Source organism: Vibrio sp. DNB22_10_4 (genome assembly GCF_052879755.1).
Genome location: NZ_JBNNXW010000002.1, coordinates 513329 through 535853, shown reverse-complemented (window position 1 = coordinate 535853; position 22525 = coordinate 513329). Strand labels below are relative to the sequence as shown.

The 22525-nt window shown below is 47.7% G+C and carries 15 protein-coding genes; 9 read left to right on the top strand and 6 right to left on the bottom strand.

Features of this window, described 5'->3' with window-relative positions; all coding sequences use genetic code 11:
* Nucleotides 1-77: 77 nt before the first annotated feature.
* The gene (gene galU, locus ACVA6Q_RS10465; protein ID WP_353497098.1) at nt 78-947 is read right to left on the bottom strand and encodes a UTP--glucose-1-phosphate uridylyltransferase GalU; all 870 of its coding nucleotides are present in this window, start codon (nt 945-947) and stop codon (nt 78-80) included.
* A gap of 218 nt (nt 948-1165) precedes the next feature.
* A complete protein-coding gene (locus ACVA6Q_RS10460; RefSeq protein WP_446647439.1) occupies nt 1166-1816 on the bottom strand; it encodes a LuxR C-terminal-related transcriptional regulator in 651 nt (216 codons plus the stop codon).
* 286 nt (nt 1817-2102) lie between these two features.
* Between ACVA6Q_RS10460 and ACVA6Q_RS10455 the strand changes: the two genes are divergently transcribed.
* Together ACVA6Q_RS10455 and csrD are read left to right on the top strand one after the other, a co-directional pair.
* Complete coding sequence (locus ACVA6Q_RS10455) at nt 2103-2651, top strand: single-stranded DNA-binding protein (RefSeq protein ID WP_112459523.1); 549 nt, start codon at nt 2103-2105, stop codon at nt 2649-2651.
* Nucleotides 2652-2872: 221 nt separating this feature from the next.
* On the top strand, nt 2873-4864 hold the full coding sequence (csrD, locus tag ACVA6Q_RS10450; RefSeq protein WP_446647438.1) for an RNase E specificity factor CsrD: 1992 nt from the start codon (nt 2873-2875) through the stop codon (nt 4862-4864).
* A 63-nt stretch (nt 4865-4927) separates the two neighbouring features.
* Here csrD and bcsG read toward each other — a convergent pair whose 3' ends face one another.
* The 3 genes from bcsG to ACVA6Q_RS10435 are packed head-to-tail and all read right to left on the bottom strand — an operon-like array spanning nt 4928 to nt 7898.
* Nucleotides 4928-6559: a cellulose biosynthesis protein BcsG gene (bcsG, locus tag ACVA6Q_RS10445; protein ID WP_446647437.1), complete on the bottom strand. Its 1632-nt coding sequence runs from the start codon at nt 6557-6559 to the stop codon at nt 4928-4930.
* 2 nt (nt 6560-6561) lie between these two features.
* On the bottom strand, nt 6562-6714 hold the full coding sequence (locus tag ACVA6Q_RS10440; protein WP_353497094.1) for a hypothetical protein: 153 nt from the start codon (nt 6712-6714) through the stop codon (nt 6562-6564).
* A complete protein-coding gene (locus ACVA6Q_RS10435; protein ID WP_446647436.1) occupies nt 6711-7898 on the bottom strand; it encodes a BcsE family c-di-GMP-binding protein in 1188 nt (395 codons plus the stop codon). The genes ACVA6Q_RS10440 and ACVA6Q_RS10435 overlap by 4 nt, the downstream gene beginning before the upstream one ends.
* 328 nt (nt 7899-8226) lie before the next feature.
* On the opposite strand from ACVA6Q_RS10435, the gene ACVA6Q_RS10430 reads away from it, so the two are divergent.
* The 6 genes from ACVA6Q_RS10430 to ACVA6Q_RS10405 are packed head-to-tail and all read left to right on the top strand — an operon-like array spanning nt 8227 to nt 18664.
* A complete protein-coding gene (locus ACVA6Q_RS10430; RefSeq protein WP_353497092.1) occupies nt 8227-8448 on the top strand; it encodes a hypothetical protein in 222 nt (73 codons plus the stop codon).
* A gap of 7 nt (nt 8449-8455) precedes the next feature.
* Nucleotides 8456-9178, top strand: a complete 723-nt coding sequence (locus ACVA6Q_RS10425; protein WP_353497091.1) for a cellulose synthase operon protein YhjQ/BcsQ — start codon at nt 8456-8458, stop codon at nt 9176-9178.
* A 2-nt stretch (nt 9179-9180) separates the two neighbouring features.
* The gene (gene bcsA, locus ACVA6Q_RS10420) at nt 9181-11724 is read left to right on the top strand and encodes a UDP-forming cellulose synthase catalytic subunit (protein ID WP_446647435.1); all 2544 of its coding nucleotides are present in this window, start codon (nt 9181-9183) and stop codon (nt 11722-11724) included.
* A gap of 9 nt (nt 11725-11733) precedes the next feature.
* Nucleotides 11734-13968 (top strand): cellulose biosynthesis cyclic di-GMP-binding regulatory protein BcsB, encoded by a 2235-nt coding sequence (gene bcsB, locus ACVA6Q_RS10415; RefSeq protein ID WP_446647434.1) that lies wholly within the window; start codon nt 11734-11736, stop codon nt 13966-13968.
* On the top strand, nt 13968-15083 hold the full coding sequence (gene bcsZ / locus ACVA6Q_RS10410) for a cellulose synthase complex periplasmic endoglucanase BcsZ (RefSeq protein ID WP_446647433.1): 1116 nt from the start codon (nt 13968-13970) through the stop codon (nt 15081-15083). The genes bcsB and bcsZ overlap by 1 nt, the downstream gene beginning before the upstream one ends.
* Nucleotides 15080-18664 (top strand): cellulose synthase subunit BcsC-related outer membrane protein, encoded by a 3585-nt coding sequence (locus ACVA6Q_RS10405; RefSeq protein WP_446647432.1) that lies wholly within the window; start codon nt 15080-15082, stop codon nt 18662-18664. Before bcsZ ends, ACVA6Q_RS10405 begins: the two co-directional genes overlap by 4 nt.
* A gap of 26 nt (nt 18665-18690) precedes the next feature.
* Here ACVA6Q_RS10405 and ACVA6Q_RS10400 read toward each other — a convergent pair whose 3' ends face one another.
* Nucleotides 18691-21102: a metallophosphoesterase gene (locus tag ACVA6Q_RS10400; protein WP_446647431.1), complete on the bottom strand. Its 2412-nt coding sequence runs from the start codon at nt 21100-21102 to the stop codon at nt 18691-18693.
* Between the two features lie 378 nt (nt 21103-21480).
* Here ACVA6Q_RS10400 and ACVA6Q_RS10395 point away from each other — a divergent pair, with 378 nt between their 5' ends.
* Nucleotides 21481-22524: a rod shape-determining protein gene (locus ACVA6Q_RS10395; RefSeq protein ID WP_042473407.1), complete on the top strand. Its 1044-nt coding sequence runs from the start codon at nt 21481-21483 to the stop codon at nt 22522-22524.
* Nucleotide 22525 lies beyond the last annotated feature (1 nt).

Genomic DNA, 22525 nt, shown 5'->3' with positions numbered 1-22525 from the left:
AAACAGGTCAAAAACAAAAGCGCGACGTAGTGAAATTACGTCGCGCTCTATTCAATGATTATAGACTTGAAATTCGCTTATGCTTTTTTTGTCGCATGCTTACCGAGCTCAGCGGCTTTCTCATCTTTTAGGTATAGGTTTTCAAAGCAGTAGTTTGTCGCTTCGATGTAGCCTTCTACGCTACCACAGTCAAAACGTTGACCTTTGAACTTGTACGCCAATACGCAGCCCGCTTTCGCTTGCTTAAGAAGAGCGTCGGTAATTTGGATTTCGCCACCTTTACCTGGCTCAGTCTGCTCGATCAGCTCGAAGATATCTGGAGTCAGGATATAACGACCAATGATGGCAAGGTTGCTTGGCGCAGTACCTTGTTCTGGTTTTTCTACCATGTCATCAACACGGAACAGGTCATCTTTGATCATCTCGCCAGAGATCACGCCGTATTTGTGGGTTTCATCTTCCGGTACTTCTTGTACAGCAACGATTGAGCAGCGGAACTGCTTGTATAGCGCTACCATTTGCGCCAATACGCCTTGGTCTTCGTTGACGCAAAGGTCATCAGCTAATACAACGGCAAAAGGTTCGTCACCGACGAGCTCACGACCTGTCAGGATCGCGTGGCCAAGACCTTTCATCTCGCGCTGGCGAATGTAGGTAAATTGTGCAGAGTCGATGATATCGCGAATATCAACCAGTAGCTCTTCTTTGTTGGTGCCGCTGATTTGGTGCTCAAGTTCGTAGTTTTTATCAAAGTGATCCATGATGGAGTGTTTGCCACGACCCGTTACGATGCACATGCCGTCCATACCAGCCTGAATAGCTTCTTCTACACCATATTCAATCAGTGGTTTGTTCACCACTGGCATCATCTCTTTTGGCATCGATTTCGTTGCCGGAAGAAAACGAGTTCCATAACCCGCTGCCGGGAATAGGCACTTCTTAATCATGATAAGACCCTTTATCTTTATACGTTTGAATTCATTGCCAACTGTGGCGAATGGGATTAAGTCTACAGACTAACGAGCGGTTATGACAGTAGAAATGTTGTGAAGTTCGGTTCACATACAGACAAAGAGATCGAGTGCAAAAAAGCGAGTTATTTGTGAATCGAGAGCCTATACGGTGACAAGCTTATAAGGCAGTAGTCGATGAAGACAAAAGCCATTCAAGACAATAGGTGCTGATTGGCCCAGGCGATGGCCTGCAGTCTATTTTTTACCGATAGCTTGCGAAATATCTGATACAAGTGTGACTTGACCGTTGACTCGGTAATGTAGAGGTCTCCAGATATCTCTAGGTTACTGGCACCTGACTGCAAGCAACGCAGAATCTCAATTTCACGAGAGGTTAAGTCGACCACGGTCGTGCACGTGTTAGCAGAAACCACGTATCGATAGTGGTGCAGTAATTGACTGGCGACATCTCTTGGCAGCCAGTTCTTACCATTAATTATCTCACCGAAGCCAAAAGTAATCTTATTGCCATCTTCATGGCTGTAGAACACCCCTTTTAAATGGCCGTACTTGAGGATCTCTTCAGTGGTTAAGCGGTGAGGTACATTGATCAAAATGGTCTCAAAGTTTTTGCTGGCAAGGGGGAGGTTCAATACCTGCTTAAATAGATCTAGCGATTCTTCGTAGTCAAACAGTAAGATTCGATTTCTAGGTCCTGTCGCTGCGTTCAATAGATCTTGGGGTTCAATGGTCTCGATAGGATTAATGCAAAGATTGGAGAGCGCCTCAATTCGTTCGGTAACTTCGAGATCTTGACCGAGGCTGACGTGTTGTATGGTGCGTTTGTAACTGTTTCTTCTCATCGTCACTAATAATTTTTATCGCTGAATTAATGTGCATGTTGGTGTATATATGGGTGAGCGGCTAGTGTTGGCAGCACGAAATGAGAGAGACTTAAACTATTTTAAGTAATTGATATGTGTATAAGGTGGGCGGTGTGCCTAGATGGGTTGAAATTTCGGCGCTAGACTTATATTCAAACACCGAGTTGGGATTGTAGGATAGTTCACATAAGCGCTGTTGCTGTCTTGTGGGTTCATGGTATCCTACTGGGCTATTTTAAAACACACTGTGGTTACGGAGCAAAACATGGCAAGCCGTGGAGTAAACAAAGTCATTCTAGTGGGTAACTTAGGTAACGACCCAGAAATTCGTTACATGCCAAACGGCAGTGCCGTGGCGAATATTACAATCGCGACCTCGGAATCGTGGCGTGACAAAGCGACTGGTGAACAGCGCGAGAAAACTGAGTGGCACCGTGTTGCGTTATTCGGCAAGCTAGCGGAAGTGGCTGGTGAGTACCTAAGAAAGGGTTCTCAGGTATACATTGAAGGTCAACTACAGACTCGTAAATGGCAAGATCAAAATGGTCAAGACCGCTACACAACTGAAGTTGTAGTACAAGGCTTCAACGGTGTGATGCAAATGCTAGGTGGCCGTCAAGGTGGTGGTGCTCCTATGCAAGGTGGCATGAACCAAGGTGGCATGCAGCAGCAAGCGCCGCAACAGCAAGGTTGGGGTCAGCCACAACAACCAGTTCAACAGCCAGCTCAACAACCCGCTCAACAAAAGCCTGCTCAACAGCAGCCACAATACAATGAGCCACCAATGGACTTCGATGACGACATTCCGTTCTAAATCGAACAGCCTTGTGCGCAGTGAAGCCTATTCACAGTACAGATGCTGAAAGGCCGCGACATTTGTCGCGGTTTTTTTTGTTTCTTAGAACCCTGCCATGGCTTGTGACTTAACGGTTTTGGCTAAATTTGATATAACAAACAATCAGCTGCCTGGCTGTTTTACTCTTGATAATTGGCAGGCGATAGCGACACTTCGTTCAAAAAGGACTTTGGCAAACTATGAGGCAAACCCCCACTCTAAAACTGAGCACGCGCTTGGTCGCTTTTGTTACAGTCATTGTAATGAGTGCGGTTTTTATTCTATTCGTGGGTGGTACCTTGTCCATCAAGCGTATGGGACAAGAGTATCTCAATCATCATCTTACAGGGATCGTAAAGGTCATCGATAAAGAGCTTGAGGATCCCGATGCCGCCTACATGATGCAGCGCTGGATGCCCAAAATGCTGCAAGCCAGCAATATTATTGAAATGCAGCTGAAGTCTTCAGCTGGCGTCGTTTATCGTTATAAAAATACCTCGCCGATGCTCGACAGAACCATAGTGTACGAGCAAAGCTTCGATCTCGAGCGAAACGAAGGCTATCGTGTCGAGTTTGTTGCATTGCCTCCTTATCTTGATGTGCGCTACTCCCTTGAAGCGATGTGGTCGGTGACACTCGCGTTTGGCCTCATCGTATTTTGTTTGATGCAAGGGGTAAAATGGCTTCGCCAGCAGCTCGTTGGCTCAGAGCTTTTGGAAGAGCGAGGAAGGATGATCCTCGGCGGCCGAGTTGAACAATACGCGAAAGGCGATGAGCGTGAATGGCCGTACACCGCCAGTGAGGCGTTAGATATTCTGATTGAAGAGCTGCAAGATGCGCGTCAAGAACGTAGCCGTTTTGACACCTTTATCCGCACCCAGACGTTCTTAGATCCTCTTACAGGCAGTGCCAACCGAATTCTGTTTGATAGTAAGTTAGAGTCTGCTCTGCAAGAGAGTGGTGCGCAAGGTGGCGTGATCTTGTTCCGTATCGAAGATTGGGATCAAGCACAAGAGAAGCTTGGAAAATCTGAGGCAGACGATTTTCTCATTGAAGTTGGGGAAGTGCTGTCTCAAGCGGTACAAAAATACCCCGATGCGATTTTCTCTCGCTATTACGATGCAGACTTCGCCATATTTATTCCCCATCAAAGCTCTAAAGATGTCGCCGCCTTGGCAAGTCAGTGCATCCGTCAAATGGAGAAAGCGCCGCCGCCGGTTCCTTTGGATGAAGACAACTGGTGCCACATTGGCGTGAGTATGTACTCAGAAGGTGAGCGTCGCGGTCGCATTATGGAAGAGGCGGAAACGGCGCTTAAGAGTGCGCAGCTGCAAAAAGTGAATAACTGGAGCCGCTTCCAAAAACAAGTTCAGAAGTTTGACGAGCGCGGTAGTGTTCGTTGGCGTACGTTATTTGACCGTGCACTGCTGCCTGAAAATCTGCTGATTTATGCTCAGCCCTGTTACTTGTATGAAAAGGGCAAAGAGCTCGCTCCGCTGCACAAAGAACTGTTTGCACGTATCGATGATCCAGAGCGAGGCACCGTCAAAGCCTCTCGCTTCCACTCAGCTTTATTGCAAGTGGGCTATGAGTCTAATTTCGATCGCGCTGTGTTAGGTAAAGTATTCAGAAGCATTAAGCAGGGTAAGATTACTCTGCCAGTGTCGATTAACGTATATGTGGTGCCCTTTGCTAACAAAAGCTACTTCAAGTGGTTCAGGGACGAGCTACTGCAGTTGCCTGTCAGTGTCCGCAGTCAGCTTAGTTTTGAGTTTTCTGAGGCGCGCTTAGTGCAGCATTTGGACTACATCCGTCCGGTAGTGAAAATGCTGTCTGGTTTGGGATGTACCGTCATCGTTGGTCAGGCGGGTCGCTCGATCGTCAGTACTCACTACATTAAAGATCTGAAAGTGGATTACCTGAAACTGCATCGCAGCTTGGTTAAGCGTATCGATCAGCGCGACGAGAACCAATTGTTCGTGCGCAGTATGGTGGGGGCGTGTGGTGATGCACCTACCAAAGTGATAGCCGTTGGTGTTGAGACCAAGAAAGAGTGGCATACGTTAATCGACCTTGGTGTTAAAGGTGGTCAGGGTCGCTACTTTGCAGCTGAGACCCATTTACTGCCAGAGGCGCAGGCCAAAACAACATCGATTAAACCAGGGCGCCGTAATCGCTGGAAGCGAACCTAACGGTGAGTCAAAAAATAAGCGCCTTAAAGGCGCTTATTTTTTTATCAAGCAACTTACGAACGACTAGTTGATACGCGGTCGGTACTCAGTCCAAGACTGGTCATCGAAGCTATAGAATTGAGTGTCATTCACTTCGAGCATAGTCGTACCTGAGTTCTGCGAGATAACCGGCGTCGTCGGTAAGCCCTGGGTCAGTGACGTCAGAGACGTTGCGTTGCCCTCATACATGTTGCTAGCTAAGATATTGGCAAGCAGATCGCTTAGCGCTAAGAAGCTTACTGGCTGCTCTACATCGATTTGACTGCGGTTTTGAATCGCTACGTCACCAAAGAACTTTATGCCAACCGGTACATTAGTAATGGCTTTGGTTGGGATTTCACGCATTCCAGAGATTTGCATGCGATCGCCTCGCACCGCCGCACCGTGCTCGGGCAGTAGCACGACAACGACATTGCGTTTACTCGTCTTTAAAGCTTGGAAGAAGGCATACAGCTCATCTAGCAAGATTTTTTGTTGGCGTTTGTAGGTTACTAAACGTGAACCAGATTGACCCACCACTCGGTTACCATCGTGAATACTAATGGTGTTATATAGACTGACTGTAGGCTTGGTATGGTTGATTTGCTCCCACTGAGAGAGGATTTGCCCATCACTATAAATCCGAGTGCCATCGAACGCATATTGCGACGGTGTCATGGTCTCAATATCAACGGCTGGCGAAAAGTTGCCGATGTTATTGGCAATGTGTTTGTTGAAACCATCGAATTTACCGTCATGGTTCATAAACACTTCTTTCTCATAGCCAAGGCGTGCAAGCTGATCAAACAAAGAACATTGCGCAGTCAGATTGTCATTGAATAAGTCGGCGTGAGACTGCTGACCACAGTTAGCTCGCAAAATACGCAGTACCGCAGGTCCGCTGTAAGACGTTGCTGAGTTAAAGTGCTTAAACAGGATATCGAATTCTTTAAAGATCGGGTGATCGATGTTGCCCGAATACTCCAAGTCATCCCAAGCCAATGAGCAGACACTCAGAAACAGAATGTCAAAGTTAGGCTGCGTTGTTAGTGCGTCTATGTTCGACAGACTCGATGTCTTAGAGGCTTGGTCGCGAAAGAATTGTCCTACATACGTGGTGAGACCTTCTGATGAAGTATCCACGGCAACTTGAGTAGGTGCCGTTGTAGTTGGTGTAATATTGCTTGCGTTATTGGCTGTCGTCTCTACGGCTTGGCTGGTGGTTAATGACATCTGCCAAAATGAGCTTGGAATAGACGCGATCACCATACCTATGACGACAAACGCGGATAAACGTAGGATCTGGCTCAAATAGAGATAGCCAACGATGAGTACAAAGCCAAGTAATAGGAAGTCTAGGGAAATAAAATCTTTAGCCAGTGACAACAGATAGACGGTGTCGAATTGGCTGACTAAATCCCACTGGCTAAATAGCCGCTCCAGTGGTGGCAAATAGGAATCATGGTGTAGCAGTAGCAGTGCTAGACCAATCGCAATCATATGTCGGGCAATGTTGAGCCAGCGACTGTGCAGTGGGATCACGACAAAGCAGAGCAAACTGAAATTGTAGAGCGGTGAAAAGCTCAGAGTATCGCTGGCGTACAGTGCCAATTTCAGGGCAAAGTAGAGTGTCCACCAACCGAGTGAAATGTGAGCTGAGGGTTTGGTTCTATCCATGATTAAAACTTGGTTTCTCGTAAATGCTTAGGACGTTTTTTGAGTTTTATAATTAGCCTTGATAAGAGACGCACGATACTTGGTGCGACGATACCGAGTGCTAGGCCAACAGCGGTAAATACGCCTGCGACCGTTAAAAAGTCTTCAATATTCATAGTTGATCCCAATCTACACGGGAAGCAAAACGACTGGCCGGTGTCGCATTGTCAGGTTCTGCTTCTGTGATGCTTGGTTGTTCTGGGTAGTTGATACCTTGTATGTTGGAAAGTCGCGCTACGATCTCACCAGCATCCGTGTATTGTGACTGTTCGATAAACAGTTCATTCGGCGCCACCGCGAACACGTTCAATAACGCTTGATGGATCTCATAACGTCTTAATGAGCTAAAAAATATCAAAATGCGACCATCAATTTGACAGGCAATATCCCCTCGGCGCTTCATTTGACTATAGGACATCGCCTCACTAAGTGGTACTGAAGAGAAAGGGGTTAACTCGACCAACGCATACTCAATCTGCGTATTACGACAAACCTCGATGGCATTTAGCGTGAGTGATTTAAATGAGTCGTAGCTAATAAAGCCACTTTCATTGATAGGGCTTTCAAACTGTCGAAACAGCGACGTTTCTGACAGGTAATTTGCCTCCATTTTTGTCATCGATGCCAAGCGTATTTGGTCGTAAAGCACCGCATCGCTTTTCGTGTGATCGACAATGCTTTGAGCACCTGCGGTGATGAGCATGTGGAAATCATTGTAGCGAATACAAGGGGTTAGCTCTTTAACGACAAAGTGCACACTGTTCCCATAACGCTTCTTGTTATGGAGAATTGTTTTAGCGATACGTTTGATGTCATCAAAACCGCCGCAAGGGAGTACAACAACAGTGGCTACACTGGTTTCGAGCACCGCATTAGGGATGTCAAATTGCTCAAATAGCTGGAATCCATGCTCATCGACAAAGTCACGACTTGCTGCTTGAGAGGAAACCAGTACGGGCAAAACCTGCTTGTTAACTTGATCGCTCTCATTATCTGATAATAAAAATAGCTTATTGGCCAATTGAGTTTGACCATCTTGATAATGGATAGCCTTGATAAAAGTTTGTTGATTATGCTGTTTTAATTCACCAAGAAATATCCTTTCCCCCCGTAATGATTGTTTATATTCCTCAGGATTAATCGAATTATTAATATCTAGTAACAGAATTGTAATATTTATAAAATCAATTGTTGTTTGTTCGATCGCAAAATTAACATCTAGTTTTGAACTCTGCTCTAAGTCGAGCAATATACAGATATGAACATTGTTATTAATAGGCAATCTTGATAGGTCATCCAAAAACTCAGCCATTGATATAGCTGGGCTGGATAGGAATATCCGCGAGAAGTTTTGATTGATTAGCTCGGTAGATTTAACACTGAGCTTGTCAGATTGTGTAAGAAAATCCTTACCAGATGGAGAGGTAAATAGGTCAGCTTTAGTCTCAAAAAGTGGGGCTTTTTCGTGGTGGAATAACAGATTTTCCAAAGCCTGCCAAGAGTTAATGTGCATGATTTGCTGAATCATTAGCCTAATTACCATAAGTAATAGTGATATTAGTTGGAGCGTAGTGTACTATGCGTACAAATTTAGAACAAACTTATCTTAAGCTGAGTAGTAGAAGGTAATGCAAAACCATACCACCGATGTCGAACAAATTTATAAATCGTACGGCATTCCTATTTCTGGGTATCAGAATCTGGAACGTAGCGACGAAATAAGGTTATCGCAAAGTAAATGGAATTTTTTGCAATCAGAAAATACAGCGCAGAGTGAATCGCCAGAGCCAGCATTTGCTACGCTTAATAATAAGACGACGCCATCTCTGGCATCGTTAAAAGAGGAATAAGTTTTTCATGTCCATATTGTTGGTAAAAGGTATTCATGCGGGAGTGGGGGCAAGCACTGTCGCCGCGAACCTTGCGGCTGCCTATACCGTACTTGGACATAAAGTACTTTTGGTTGACCTTGACCCTAAGAATCTTAAGGGACCCTGGTTTGGCCATCCAACGGATAAAGCTTCTGGATGGACAGATGCTGTGCGCTGTGATGAAAGCTGGAAGCAAGCATTGCTAAGAGATCCGATTGGCAGTTACTTCTTGCCTCACGGCAGTACAATGCTGACCTCGAGTGAGTACGCCAGCTACTTAGATGAAATGCTAGCGGCTGCGCAGGATAAATTTGAGATCATCATTGTTTCTGCGCCGCATGATATTGAGCTGTCACCAACACATGCTAGCGCGTTGCTGAGACTGCGAGTTGTCAATCCAACTCCGATGTGCGTAACAATGTTAAACCGTCAAATTGCGCAGAACCCTCCCGACGACAAAACCCTATTTGTTCTTAACCAGTGCCGTCATGACATTGCCTTGCTGCGAGATATGACCTTGGTGCTGGAAGAGGCGCTCGGTACCCGACTTATTTCTGCACATCTCTATTATGACATTGCGATTCAAGAAGCTTTTGCCATGCTTGGTAATGTGATGACTGCTGCAACACGCTCCAATGCGGCGGTTGAATTTAGACAGTTGGCAACCGTTGTGTTGTCTCAGGTAGAAAAGAACCAGCTTCGCTCATAATCATGTTTGTCGCCCGATTTGTTTCACCAGACCTGCTTCGTCAGTTTAGCGGTTCGATTCAGTTACCCGAGTTAGCGTTAAAGAATCGACACACGCTGCTGTTGCTATGCTTTCTGATTTTGCTGGCAGGCACACGGGTGATGCCAACACGCTCAGACTGGGAGCGCGCGTTCCCACAGATTGACTTGAATCACTTCCGATTTAGTGACAACTTCCGCCTGCTCATTCAGTTGTGTTGGTTAGCATTAATTAAGCAAAACTTTACGTGGCAGCAGTGGCATTTAACGCGTCATCTCCGCGCTATCAATCAGGTGATTTCGCGTTTCTTCACCGTTTGTCGACGCTTTTCGGCGACTGCCGTGACAGCCATTGATGACCAACTTGAAGGGCAGGGTGTAAAGCGCACAGCAAACCATTTCATCCCTGATAGCTTGCTCTATATCGTACTTATTGTGTTGACGATACTGTGTTTGACCGTACCATTTTCCATTACTGCGCAAATTGTGTTTGTGGTGGTGCTAGCTGCAGTTGCTGCTTCTGTCCGCGGGGTAAAAGGTCGCTTGCCGAACATGCTGCTGATCATTCTCTCTCTTATCGCTTCCTGTCGGTATTTGTGGTGGCGATATTCGTCGACCATCAATTGGGACAAAGATCTGGATATGATGCTTGGCTTGGTGCTGCTGATGGCAGAAACCTATTCTTGGATGGTGTTGATTTTAAGTTACTTCCAGACCATTTGGCCGTTGAATCGCACCCCGGAAACCTTGCCCGACGATCCAAAAACTTGGCCGAGTATCGATCTTTTCATTCCCACCTACAATGAAGAATTGGATGTGGTTAGAGCCACGGTACTGGCGGCAACCGCGATCGATTGGCCAAAAGACAAGCTCAATATCTATATCTTGGATGATGGTAAACGTGATTTATTTCAGGCGTTTGCTGAACAAGCCGGGGTTGGCTACATTCGTAGGCCTACCAATGAGCACGCTAAGGCCGGTAACCTTAACCACGCACTAAAACAAACTCGCGGTGACTATGTCGCCATCTTCGACTGTGACCATATTCCCACTCGAGCGTTCTTTCAGGTGACGATGGGCGCGTTTGTAAAAGATCCCAACTTGGCACTGGTACAAACGCCACACCACTTTTTCTCGCCGGATCCGTTTGAACGTAACTTGTCGCGTTTTCGCCAACTTCCGAACGAGGGCAACTTGTTCTATGGTTTGATTCAAGATGGTAATGACATGTGGGATGCGACGTTTTTCTGTGGCTCGTGTGCGATTTTGCGTCGAGGTCCGTTGGAAGAAGTGGGCGGCGTTGCAGTAGAAACCGTGACGGAAGATGCTCACACCGCACTAAAAATGCATCGATTAGGCTATCGCAGTGCCTATCTCAAAGAGCCGATATCGGCTGGCCTTGCTACGGATAGTTTGTCGGCACACGTCGGTCAGCGTATTCGCTGGGCGCGCGGCATGGCGCAAATTTTTCGAACCGATAACCCGTTACTTGGGAAAGGATTATCTTGGCAGCAGAGATTGTGTTACCTCAACGGCATGATGCACTTCTTAAGTGGTATTCCACGGCTGATTTTTATGATCGCGCCTCTGGCGTTTTTGATTTTGGATGCCTACATCATCTATGCCCCAGCAATTGCCATCGTACTGTTTGTACTGCCGCACATGTTTCACGCCAACGTGGCTAACTCACGGATACAGGGTCAGTACCGCCACTCGTTTTGGGGGGAGGTGTATGAAACGGTATTGGCTTGGTATATCGCGATTCCAACCACCGTGGCTTTATTCGCACCGGGACGCGGCCGATTTAACGTGACGGCGAAAGGTGGATTGATTGACAAGCGTTTCTTCGATTGGGACATCAGTAAACCTATTATCAGTTTGCTACTACTCAATCTCCTCGGGTTTGCAGTGGGTGTTTATCGTTTGTTTGATTACCAGTTTACCGACACGACTACCGTACTGGTGAATTTGTTCTGGGTCATCTACAACTTAATTGTGCTCGGAGTTGCATTAGCGGTTGCTGCCGAAGAAAAACAAGTGCGTATGGCGCACCGTATTGACGTCAATTATCCAGTGTCGTTTATGACCACATCGGGACACCATTACCCAGCGACACTTAAAGATTTTTCGTTTAGTGGCCTTGGTATGCAGATAGATCCAGCCATTGAAATTCAACTTGGTGACGAGATCCTAGTAGCGCTAGAGCGCTATGGCATTAAAGAGTCGTTTCGCTGCGTCGTACGCTTTAGTCGTGATGGAGTGGTCGGCACCCAGCTCTTGCCTATGACAATGGAAAAAGAAAAACGTTTTGTTCAGTGTACGTTTGCCCGCTCAGACACATGGTCTAAGTGGCAGCAAGCCTATGAACACGACAAGCCGCTAGAGAGTTTGAAAAGTATGCTCTATGCCAGCGCGGTTGGAATAAGAAAAATGATTGAGTTTAGCCCCTCGGTAATCAGAGTGGCAGTTTTTAAGTGGGTCGATATGATGAGGAACCTTGCCTCCTATCGTCCTCGCTGGATTGTATAGGATATTAGAATGAAACTGATTCACGCGTTAACGCGAGTGATGCTCGGGGCGAGCTGTTTGCTGTCTGCCTCTGCTTTGGCCGATTTTGTTGATACGTCTCCCAAGCAAGTAAGCTATACCTTCAGCGAGATTGCTGGTCCTTCGTCGATCACTATTCGTGGTAGCGGTGGCACTGCTTTTCTTGGATTTGGCTCTCGCCTTGATCAGATCATAACGGGTGGCGAGCTAGACTTGTACTTTTCGCCTTCTCCAGCATTGCGCGCACGCGTGTCACATCTTCGTGTCTATCTCAATGAAGAGCTGATGGATGTCGTCGACTTCCAGCAAGATGGTGCCCACAAGCTTGAGAAAACCATCCGTCTCGATGGTCGTTTCTTCAAAAACTACAATCAGATCAAGTTCGAGCTCATTGGTCGCATCGACCAAGAGTGTAGCGATGCCAGCGATCCGGCATTATGGTGGGAGCTAGGTTCAGCGAGTCGCATTACCCTTGATGTGCGTAATATTGATGTGGCTAACGAACTTAGTTTACTTCCCGCGCCGTTTTTTGATGCACGTGACCTAAAAAACGTCACTATTCCAGTGGTATTGCCGAGCGATTTTGGTACTCAAAATCTGCATTCTGCTTCAGTAGTGGCGTCTTATTTTGCTAGCCAAGCAAAATGGCGAGAGGTGAGTTTCCCGGTTTACCAGCAAGATGCGCCGAGCCAGCATGCTATTGTGCTTGCGACCAATGATCATCGACCAGACCTAGTTAAAGATCTACCAGAGATCACTCAACCAACGATCCAGATGGTCACACACCCGACGGTTCCGGGAAAGAAGCTGCTGTTGGTATTGGGTAAAGATGAGCAGCAACTGGAATTAGCGGCACGCGGTTTAGTGGCTGGCAGTCAGTTGATGTCGGGCGAAGTTGCGTACATCAACAGCGTGACGAATGTTGCTCCGCGTAAACCTTACGATGCGCCCAACTGGTTGCCGACAGACAGAGCCGTTAAGTTCTCTGAGCTTATTGAGGGGAGTTACCAGCTTGAGTCGCAAGGGGTCGAGCTAAACCCTATTCGTGTTGATTTTACTCTGCCACCGGATCTGTTTACTTGGAACGCGAACAGCGTTCCAATGAAACTCAGCTATCGCTATTCGCCACCACTAAAAGGCACCAAAACCTCGCGTTTGAATATTTCCGTTAACGATCGCTTTGTACGTGCGTTTCCGCTCGATGAAAACAGAAGTGAAGGTGAGCAAGACACTTGGCGAGTGCCTATTTTAGGTACCGAGTCGTTTACCGGCAAGTCCTCAACTCAACTGCCAGGGTTTAAGATCTCCCAAAACAACACGCTGGCGTTCAATTTTCAAATAGCCAATGTATCAACCGGTGTTTGTGAAGGGATTGGACCAACAATCAATTATGCGGCGATTGATGGCGCGTCGACACTCGATTTCTCTGGTTTCCCACATTACATCCGTATGCCGGATGCACAGTCGTTTGTTAGCTCGGGTTTCCCATATTCACGAATGGCCGACTTGTCTGAAACTGCTGTAGTCATCCCCCCTAAGCCAAGCGCAAAAGAAGTCGAGCTACTGCTAAATACGGTGGGCTTTATCGCTAAGAAAACCGGTTTACCTGCTTATCAGTTCAGTTTGTCTGAGCAATGGGATGAGTCGGCTTTAATTGACAAAGATATTTTGGTACTGGGCGTGCAGGCGGCGACTAAGCTCGATCTCACATCGACGGCGTTAACGCATGTTAGCTCTAGCGAGGCCGGTCGCTTTATTGAGGCGACAACCGTGTCTGAAAAGCCACAAACACAAGGGCTGGCAAAGCTATCGGGTCGCCAAGCAACGGTGAGCGCCAACGTGCGAGCTCGTGGCGAGTTTGCGTCTATTGCCAGCTTTGAATCGCCGTTTTCTAAACAGCGCACAGTAACCGTGTTGTCTGCTCGTAATGATGGTTCCGTTCCTCTTTTGTATGGTGCAATGAACGATCGAGCCAATAACGTTAGTGGCTCAGCGGTGGCGATCACCCTAAGTGACATCGTGAGTCATCAAGTTGGTGACTACTATTATGTCGGTTCACTGCCGCTCTATGACCTGGTTTGGTACCACTTCTCCGATAGACCTATGTTGATGGTCGCTATCGCACTGCTATTGGTTGTGGCCTTTACTATGGTGATGTGGCGTATGCTTTCACGCTATGCAAGACGCCGCTTGGCGAGTCAGGTTAGCACTCACAAAGGAGCCTAATGATGAGAACATGGTTGTTCGCATTTGCCATGATGCTAAGTACTGTTGCACCCGTGAGCCAAGCCGAGACTTGGCAGCAGTGGCAGGAGTTTAAATCTGTCTACATGACCGCTGAGGGGCGCATTGTCGATGGCTCTGACGCCAGACTTATCACCACATCGGAAGGGCAGTCTTATGCGATGTTTTTTGCCCTTGTCGCTAATGATAAAGCCGCGTTCGATACGCTATATAACTGGACTCAACAGCACCTTGCTGGTGGCGATCTTACTGCTCGCCTGCCTGCTTGGTTATGGGGTAAAACGTCGCAAGGTTACGGCATTATCGACAGCAATTCGGCGTCAGATTCGGATCTGTGGATAGCGTATACCTTGATTGAAGCGGGACGCTTATGGGGCAGTGATTACTATCAAAACGTTGGATACCTATTAGCCAAGCGCATCCTCAAAGAAGAAACGGTCTCTTTTGGTGCGGGTAATAGACAGCTTCTGCCCGGCAAACAAGGCTTTGAGCAAGGTGACAAGGTCAAACTTAACCCAAGTTATGTACCGTTACCTGTTTTAGCTGCCTTCGCCCATCACGATACTGCGGGACCGTGGCGCGAACTGTACTCCGGCTCTCTCGCATTGCTTCTCGACAGTCAGCTCAAGGGCGTGAGTCCGGACTGGTTGCTCTATGATGGTAAGACAATTAGTTATGACGCAAAGACCACGGATATTGGCAACTACAATGCGATCCGTAGTTACCTTTGGGCTGGGATGATGCCAAGTGACATGGAAGGCGCACTGCCAATTGTTGACTCGTTTAAGCCTTTTGTCTCACTGGCCATTGAGCAGCAGTACACACCGCTTAATACTTATGCGCAGAGCGGAAAAATGGAGCAGAGTGCTCCTATTGGCTTTGATGCAGCGCTATTACCTCTGATCGGCTTAAACGCAGACGAAGAGGTGACATCAAACTGGGCAGAACGAGTGCGTGAAAACCTCGTCACCGATCGCAATAACGAGTATTACAACAATGTGTTAGCGTTATTTGGATTAGGCTGGTACGACAATCAATATCGATTCAATGGCCAAGGAGAGTTGTTAGTGCCGTGGGCGGAGAGTGGTCAGCCGTGAAGGTAACGAGAGCATCGAGCCAAATTTCTGCTGCGCTTTTGAGTGTACTTTGCTCCTCTGCGTGGGGCAGCGATGTACCTTCGGTGTTTTACCGCTCAGCACCAGACTGGCTTGAAAATCAGATAGTGATCGGTGAGCTCAAACAGGACGAGACCTTAGTTGAAGCGGCAGTAGAGCGTTGGCTAGCGATCACTCCAGAGAGTCCCGAAGCCTTGTTCGCGAAGGCGCGCTGGTTGGTAAGAAACAATCGATATGATGAAGCAAGTGTTCTTTTTAAGCAATTGAATAATCAGGCCGATCCAGCTTTGGTTTCAGCCTTTGGCAATTATCTTGAATTACATACCACAGAGCGCGATCAATACAATCAAGCCTTGTTGTTGCAGCGCGGCGGTCAAAACGAAGCTGCGTTAAAACTGTTTGAGGAGCTTTATGGTTCCGAGCGTCCAGATATTATTAGTGAGCTTGATTATCTTGGACTCAAATCGACATTTCCACAGTACCAAGAGCAGGTACTTGAAGCGTATCAGCAGTTGGATCGCGCGTTTCCCAATGTGGGTGAAATTCGCTTAGGTCTTGCTCGGCACCTCTCGCGCTATGGGCGAGAGCCAGAAGCGTTAGCGATTTATCGTGACTTAGCGAATGACTCTCGTCTTGGCGTGTTCGCCAGTACTCTTTGGATGACTGAGCTACAAACTGAGCCTATGTCTCAACAGTGGATGGATACTCATGAGCTGATAGCCAGTTATCATCCAGAGAACTTAGGTATTCAACAGCAATACGAAACAGCTAAGCAGCGCTGGGATCGAGAAAAGATGCTGCGCAAAGACCCCGTATACCGTGGCAAGCTCGCTGCGTTTGCGCGCATTGAAAATCGTCAGTATGACGCCACCACATTCAAGGCACTGCAAGCGGCCAACCGCAAGTACCCTAACGATCCGGAAATCTTAGTTGCACTTGGCCGCTACCATTACCATAACAATAATTATCGAGCTTCAGTGAATGCGTTTAAGCAAGCGCAGCAGCTTGATGATTCGCCAGACCTCATCGATTTTTACCAATCTGAGATCAATTCGATTCGCTTTTGGCAAGCACTCGATGCTTCGAGGCGTGCTCTGAGTGCTGAGCAATACGATAAGGCAATGCAGCAAGCGGACTTAGCATTGTCTCTCGACAATAGTGAGCCTTTTGCTTATATCATCAAAGGGCAGGTTTATCTGGCGCAGCAAGAGTATTCCCAAGCGCATCAGGCTGCCAACAAAGCACTGACCTTGGCGCCAGACAACAGTTCTGCGCTGCAACTTTGGGTGCAAACTTATGCGCCAAATAAAGGGCATGCGGGGGAGTATGCTGCATTGCAGACGCTCAAACCGGCACAAATAGAGCAAATCGCAGCGTATGCAGCCGAGGTCGAGCACCTTGTGGTTTATGATAAGCTGCTTAAAAGCCAGTCTCTGCCAGAAAATGATCCGCTATTTCGCGCGCAGTTTAAACACGTACTCGACAGTGATGCTTACCTACCTTGGTTAAACAAAGACATTGCTGAACAGTTGCTGCGTTTAAACCAGCGCCGCTTGGCAGATACTGTGATGAGCCGTGCTTATCAACAGCACCAAGATAATGAACATACTCACGCTTATACCTTGTATTTGTCGGGTCAAGGGCGCTGGGATGAAGCGTTCGCGGTTGTGAATCAATCGCCCGCTCAGCAGCTTACGTCTGCGGAGCTTTCTACCTATTCTCGTGTAAAACTTGAATACTACCGCCAACAAATCGCTGAGCAGCAGCTTAGAGGTGATGAGCTGATCGCCTTTATTGAGAATGTTGCCCGTCATGATCGTCCAACTGCGATTGTATTGTGGTCAGAGACACCATTTGATGAGCGCGCTCAAGCAGAAATGGACGCAGTGGATATCGCGTCGCTTAGTACGCCAGAGCTTGAGCTGATGTCGCAAGCGGCGTTTGATATCGACAGTGCTAATTTTCACCGCGCTATCTATCAAGAAGCAGAGCAACGCAAAGTACTGTCAGACATTATTGAGCAGCGCCAGAGCTTGTTTGATGCCGATAGACTGCTGGCTGAAAACGAGGTTGAAGCAGCGTCAGAGATTTATTTGGCAAGTCTTAACGATGGTGTTGTACTTTCTCAACAGCGGCTGAGCACTTGGCTCAGCGCTGCGCCACAATACATCGACCCTGTGTTGGATATTCAAGCGCAGCGCGTGTTTGAGCTTAGCAACGAGCAAATCGTTAGCAGCTTATCTTTGGCGCTGGAAACCGACAATCAGCCCTACATCAACTTTTTCAACAACCATTTGCCATTAAAACCTCTGAACGCTTTCAATTATTGGCAGTTGCAAGAAGCGTCGTTGTCTCAATCTAGCGATGCGTTGACTCAGCAGTATTCGCGTCAAGCTTTGCTTTTGGATGATAAAGAGCGTTTGGGGCTGACCCGAGTCCGAGATATTGGTAGCGCGTATCGCGATGCCGATGATAACTGGATGACCAACGACATTATTGCCACACTCGATAGAATTGATGAGCGTCATCAGTCCTATTTCATTGTGGGCGGTGAGTTTAATAATGTGCCGGGTGGCTCCAAATACCTCACTGTTCCTTTTGAGCTTGGCATTGCTATCCCTGAGTGGGACGGTCGCCTTAAGCTTCGTACTGACAGCGTTTACCTCAATAGCGGCTCGTTAACGTATTACGATACCAATATTGAGTTTGAGCGTGACCGAGTGGGACAAGCCTTCTCTGTTGGTTGGGAAGCTGAAAACTGGCAAGCGGATCTTGGCACCACCCCTGTTGGCTTTCGATATACCGATTGGGTAGGCGGCATTGAAGGGATCACCGAGTGGGGCGATGTGACTTTGCGAGGTAATGTCTCTAAGCGCCCTGTTACCGCGAGCTTTATCTCTTATTCTGGATTATCAGTGACGGATCGCACAGGCGTTACCACCGAGTTTGGCGGTGTGACTCGTAGTGGCGCCACGGTGAGCGCGTCTTGGAATGACGGACGCCCATATGGCGTTTGGGGTTATCTTGAGTACCATCAGCTAACTGGCAACAATGTCACTGATAACGATAGAACCTCTGGCATGTTGGGTAGTTACTACAACTTTATTAGTAGCGATGATGAGGTGTTCTCTTTAGGTGGGGCTGTGTTTTACATGGGCTACGAGAAGAACGTCAATGAGGTAATTATCGGTCATGGTAAATACTACAGTCCGCAAAACTACACATCGTTGTCTTTGCCTGTCTCATATTATCGTCGCCACAGCTTTGATTGGACATATGGGGTGAGGGGCACGGTTTCTCTTTCGAACGCTTCCTTTGATGCGCCATACAATATCCCAGGCGGCACAGCTTCGTCATCAAGTGGCGTGAGTGCAGGACTGCAGTTTTATACCGAGTATCGAATGAGTGACCATTGGAGCTTTGTTGGCTATGTATCGCAGCAATTTTCGAGTGATTACCAGCCGAGTGTATTCAATGTCTATCTCAAGTATCACTTCGATCCTAACTGGCGTAAGGCTCGACTACAGCCAGATCCACTAAGACTGTACGCGGACTATTTCTAGTCCGCGCATTTTGCTTTTTGTCGAGTTTACTGTGGGGGCTGTTTGAAGAATTTAGCGCGCTGTTTGACCCATTTGTTTGCCCAGTCAACAGGGGCATTTTGGTAGGCGCGTTCAACGGTTTGGTTTAGAACACGCACTGATGGTACATAGTTGAGTGTCTCTTTAGCACCACCCAGTTTAGCGATGTCGATGTCCGTCAATGAGCGGGCAGCAAACATCAATGAGTTGAGATAAACCGTTCCTGATTCGTATTTGTTGATGGCAGTATCAGTGAACAGCGCTAAGCCTTTTCTATTCATTGCCCATCGCTCACCAAGCCCAGGATAGCGCATAGTGTCAATGTGCTCGCCATCAATGTAGAGTTTGTAGGCGACATCTTCTGTCTCTGACGCAAAAAACACCATGGCAATACGATGCCAAGTATTGGCCTTAATAAGTCCTGCGTAATTCGGTGCGAGACCTATCTCGCCTTCCGGCGATAGGAAGATATCGGGTGCGCTGCTGCTGGTGTCAGCATCGATTATCGCTCGGTATTTACTGCTGTCATTTTCTAGCTCAGGCCATAGAGCATCAAAAACGATAGTGTAATAAGAGAGGCGGTCTTGATCGGCGAAGTCACCGTTAGTATCAAGTTCTGTAGCAAGCTGGAAGCGACCGTTATCTGATGCTCCTAAGGCGCCTAGTTCTATTACCGAAGCGTTGCTACCATCGGGAAGCAGTGGCAGAGAAAAAGATTCACTTGTGCCGCAGTTCAGCAGTTCGTCATTGCAAGATAAAGGTTCATCCGACGTATTCGTGAGCGTAAGGCTCGAAGCGATGTTTTGCTCTGGTGCAAAGATATCGTTCGCATCTTCAAAGTTCCAAACAGAGGTAATGTTCGGGGCGTTTTCATCACAGCTGAACAGCAGTTCGTCAGTGTCGATGTATTGGCAGTTTGCGGTACGCTCACGGGCGTAGGCATCAAAAATCTCCCAAGCTTCGCCAACAAATTCTGCATCTTCTTTGCGGTAATAACTGCCATTAAAGAACAGCTCAGGATTCCAAGCAGCCGATTTAAAGAGGCCTACTTGATAGGTTTTGGCTGAATCGATATCGTCTAGCGCTGGACCATGGTAATCAAGGCCACTTTCATAATTAAGCATAGCGCTAAGCGCTTCGCCTGATACGCTCACTTGATACAGTGATGAGAAACCTGGCGTATTGGCAGGCTGGCGCTCAATCGGGTAGGCGTGATGAAAGTCTTCTTGGGTCAACGAACCTGGAGCCCAGATTTCGCTATCTTCAATTTCTCCGCGATTGAGGAAGCTGGCATCTATCTGGTAATTGATCCCTGATTTGGGGGCAGTAAAGTCGGTCAAACTGTCATGCAGAATATCCAAGATGCCATCGCGGCTTGGCTGTTTGAGCGATACAGCAATTTCGGTGTTCGCATCGGGAGCGTAAGTTCCCATGATGCCATCAATACGACGTTTGGTTGCCTCGTTAACGGGTAACGATTCGGTAATATCAAGTTCGGCAATGGTTTCGGGCGTTATTGCGGTTTTGGAGGCTAGGTCAAACGTTACGGTGACGTCGGTGTAACCTTTGGCATTAAAATCAGGCAGCAGTACTGTTGTGCCATTTACTCTAGTGGTCTTTGGTGAGTCGTGAGTGTGTCCGCCGAGCACAAGATCGATGCCGTCAACAAAGGTCGCTAGAGCAACATCGGTGCCATGGCCAAGGTGGCTGAGCATCACCATATAGTCCACTTGATTGCCATAGGCGGCGATGATCTCGCGAGCGCGCTCGTTCCAGTCCCAACGCATTCTGAAATCGTCGATAAAGTCTACTTGAGGCTTAATCTCTTCATCGAGCTCATTCCATGGCCCCGACGTCATGCCAAAGACACCCACCTTAATGCAGCCCACTTCTGCAATAGCAAAGTCTACCCCTGCAAATCCCGCAGGGTCATTGCCATAGTATTCGGTGTTGGAGGCAAGGACTGTTGATACCTCATCTTTTGCGTACTCCAGTAATTGCTCAGGCCCCCAGGCAAAGTCGTGGTTACCAATCACGCGATAATCAAACTCCAACGCTTGCGTGGCCTCAAGCGTGGCATAGCCCCCTGATAATTGCTCGGCAACCGTCCCTTTTTCATAGTCATCACCACCGTTGGTAAACAGGGTATAGGGCTCTTCGGCAAGCGCATCGACATGAGCTTGTTTGATTTTGCTATAGAACTGCTCGCGATAACCGAAGTGGCCGTGTAGATCTGCGACGTGGATAAAGCGAATGGTCTGCGTGTCGGCACTGGCGTCACAAGCTGGCCCATGAGACTTAGTTGGTGCAACTGGAATAGGATCGCCAAGCGATACGCTGGTGTCATCGTTACAACCAGAGAGCAATAGTGTGGATAGGGCGCAGCCTAATGCGAGCAATGTGAAGCGGGTACGTGTCATCGAAAAACCATAGCTAATCAAAGTGGAGAGCAAAAGCATGCATAGGATACCAGATTCTGGTTGGTAAAATATCATTGGCAATGGAGTTATTGGTGGGTTTTATGTGGTGGTTCGCATTCAGCAGTATTTGGGGGAGAGGGTTAGAGGGGAATAAACGCATATCGAGATGTATTGGAGCCGCCGTAGGCACTATTGGTTGGGGCGGTATAATGGCTGACTGCCAATAAATCCTGTGAATTTTTTGCGTTAAGTAAGGAAACTGTAAGAAAATGGGGGTTTCCTCCAATGTTTCTGCTTCAATGCCTTGCTGTGATGGCGCGGCATTGGTACATTTAGTGCAATTTTTGTCTTCTAATTCTTGCAGGACGAGCGAAGAATATGTTTAAAAAACTGCGTGGCATGTTTTCTAACGACCTATCGATTGATTTAGGTACTGCCAACACACTGATTTATGTAAAAGGACAGGGTATCGTCCTAGACGAGCCTTCTGTTGTAGCTATCCGTCAAGATCGTGCGGGTTCAGCCAAAAGCGTTGCGGCCGTCGGTCATGCAGCGAAACAGATGCTAGGTCGTACACCTGGTAACATTTCTGCCATTCGTCCAATGAAAGACGGCGTAATTGCTGATTTCTACGTGACTGAGAAAATGCTCCAGCACTTCATTAAGCAAGTTCACGACAACAGCGTATTGAAGCCAAGCCCGCGCGTACTTGTGTGTGTGCCTTGTGGTTCTACGCAAGTTGAGCGTCGTGCCATTCGTGAATCTGCGCTTGGCGCAGGTGCTCGTGAAGTCTACCTCATTGATGAGCCGATGGCGGCAGCAATTGGTGCTGGTCTACGCGTTTCAGAACCAACGGGTTCTATGGTGGTCGATATCGGCGGCGGTACAACAGAAGTGGCGGTGATCTCGCTAAACGGCGTGGTTTACTCATCGTCAGTTCGTATCGGTGGTGACCGCTTTGATGAAGCGATCATCAACTATGTGCGTCGTAACTACGGCAGCTTGATCGGTGAAGCAACGGCTGAGAAGATCAAACACGAAATCGGTTCTGCGTACCCTGGTGACACGGTTGAAGAGATCGAAGTTCGCGGTCGTAACCTTGCTGAAGGTGTGCCACGTAGCTTTAGCCTAAACTCAAACGAGATCCTAGAAGCACTTCAAGAGCCGCTAACAGGTATCGTATCGGCTGTGATGGTTGCGCTAGAGCAGTGTCCGCCAGAGCTGGCATCTGACATCTCAGAAAACGGCATGGTACTAACGGGTGGTGGTGCACTACTTCGTGATCTAGACCGTCTATTGACTGAAGAAACGGGTATTCCAGTTGTTATCGCTGAAGATCCACTGACCTGTGTGGCTCGTGGTGGCGGTAAAGCGCTTGAGATGATCGACATGCACGGTGGCGATCTATTTACTGAAGAATAAT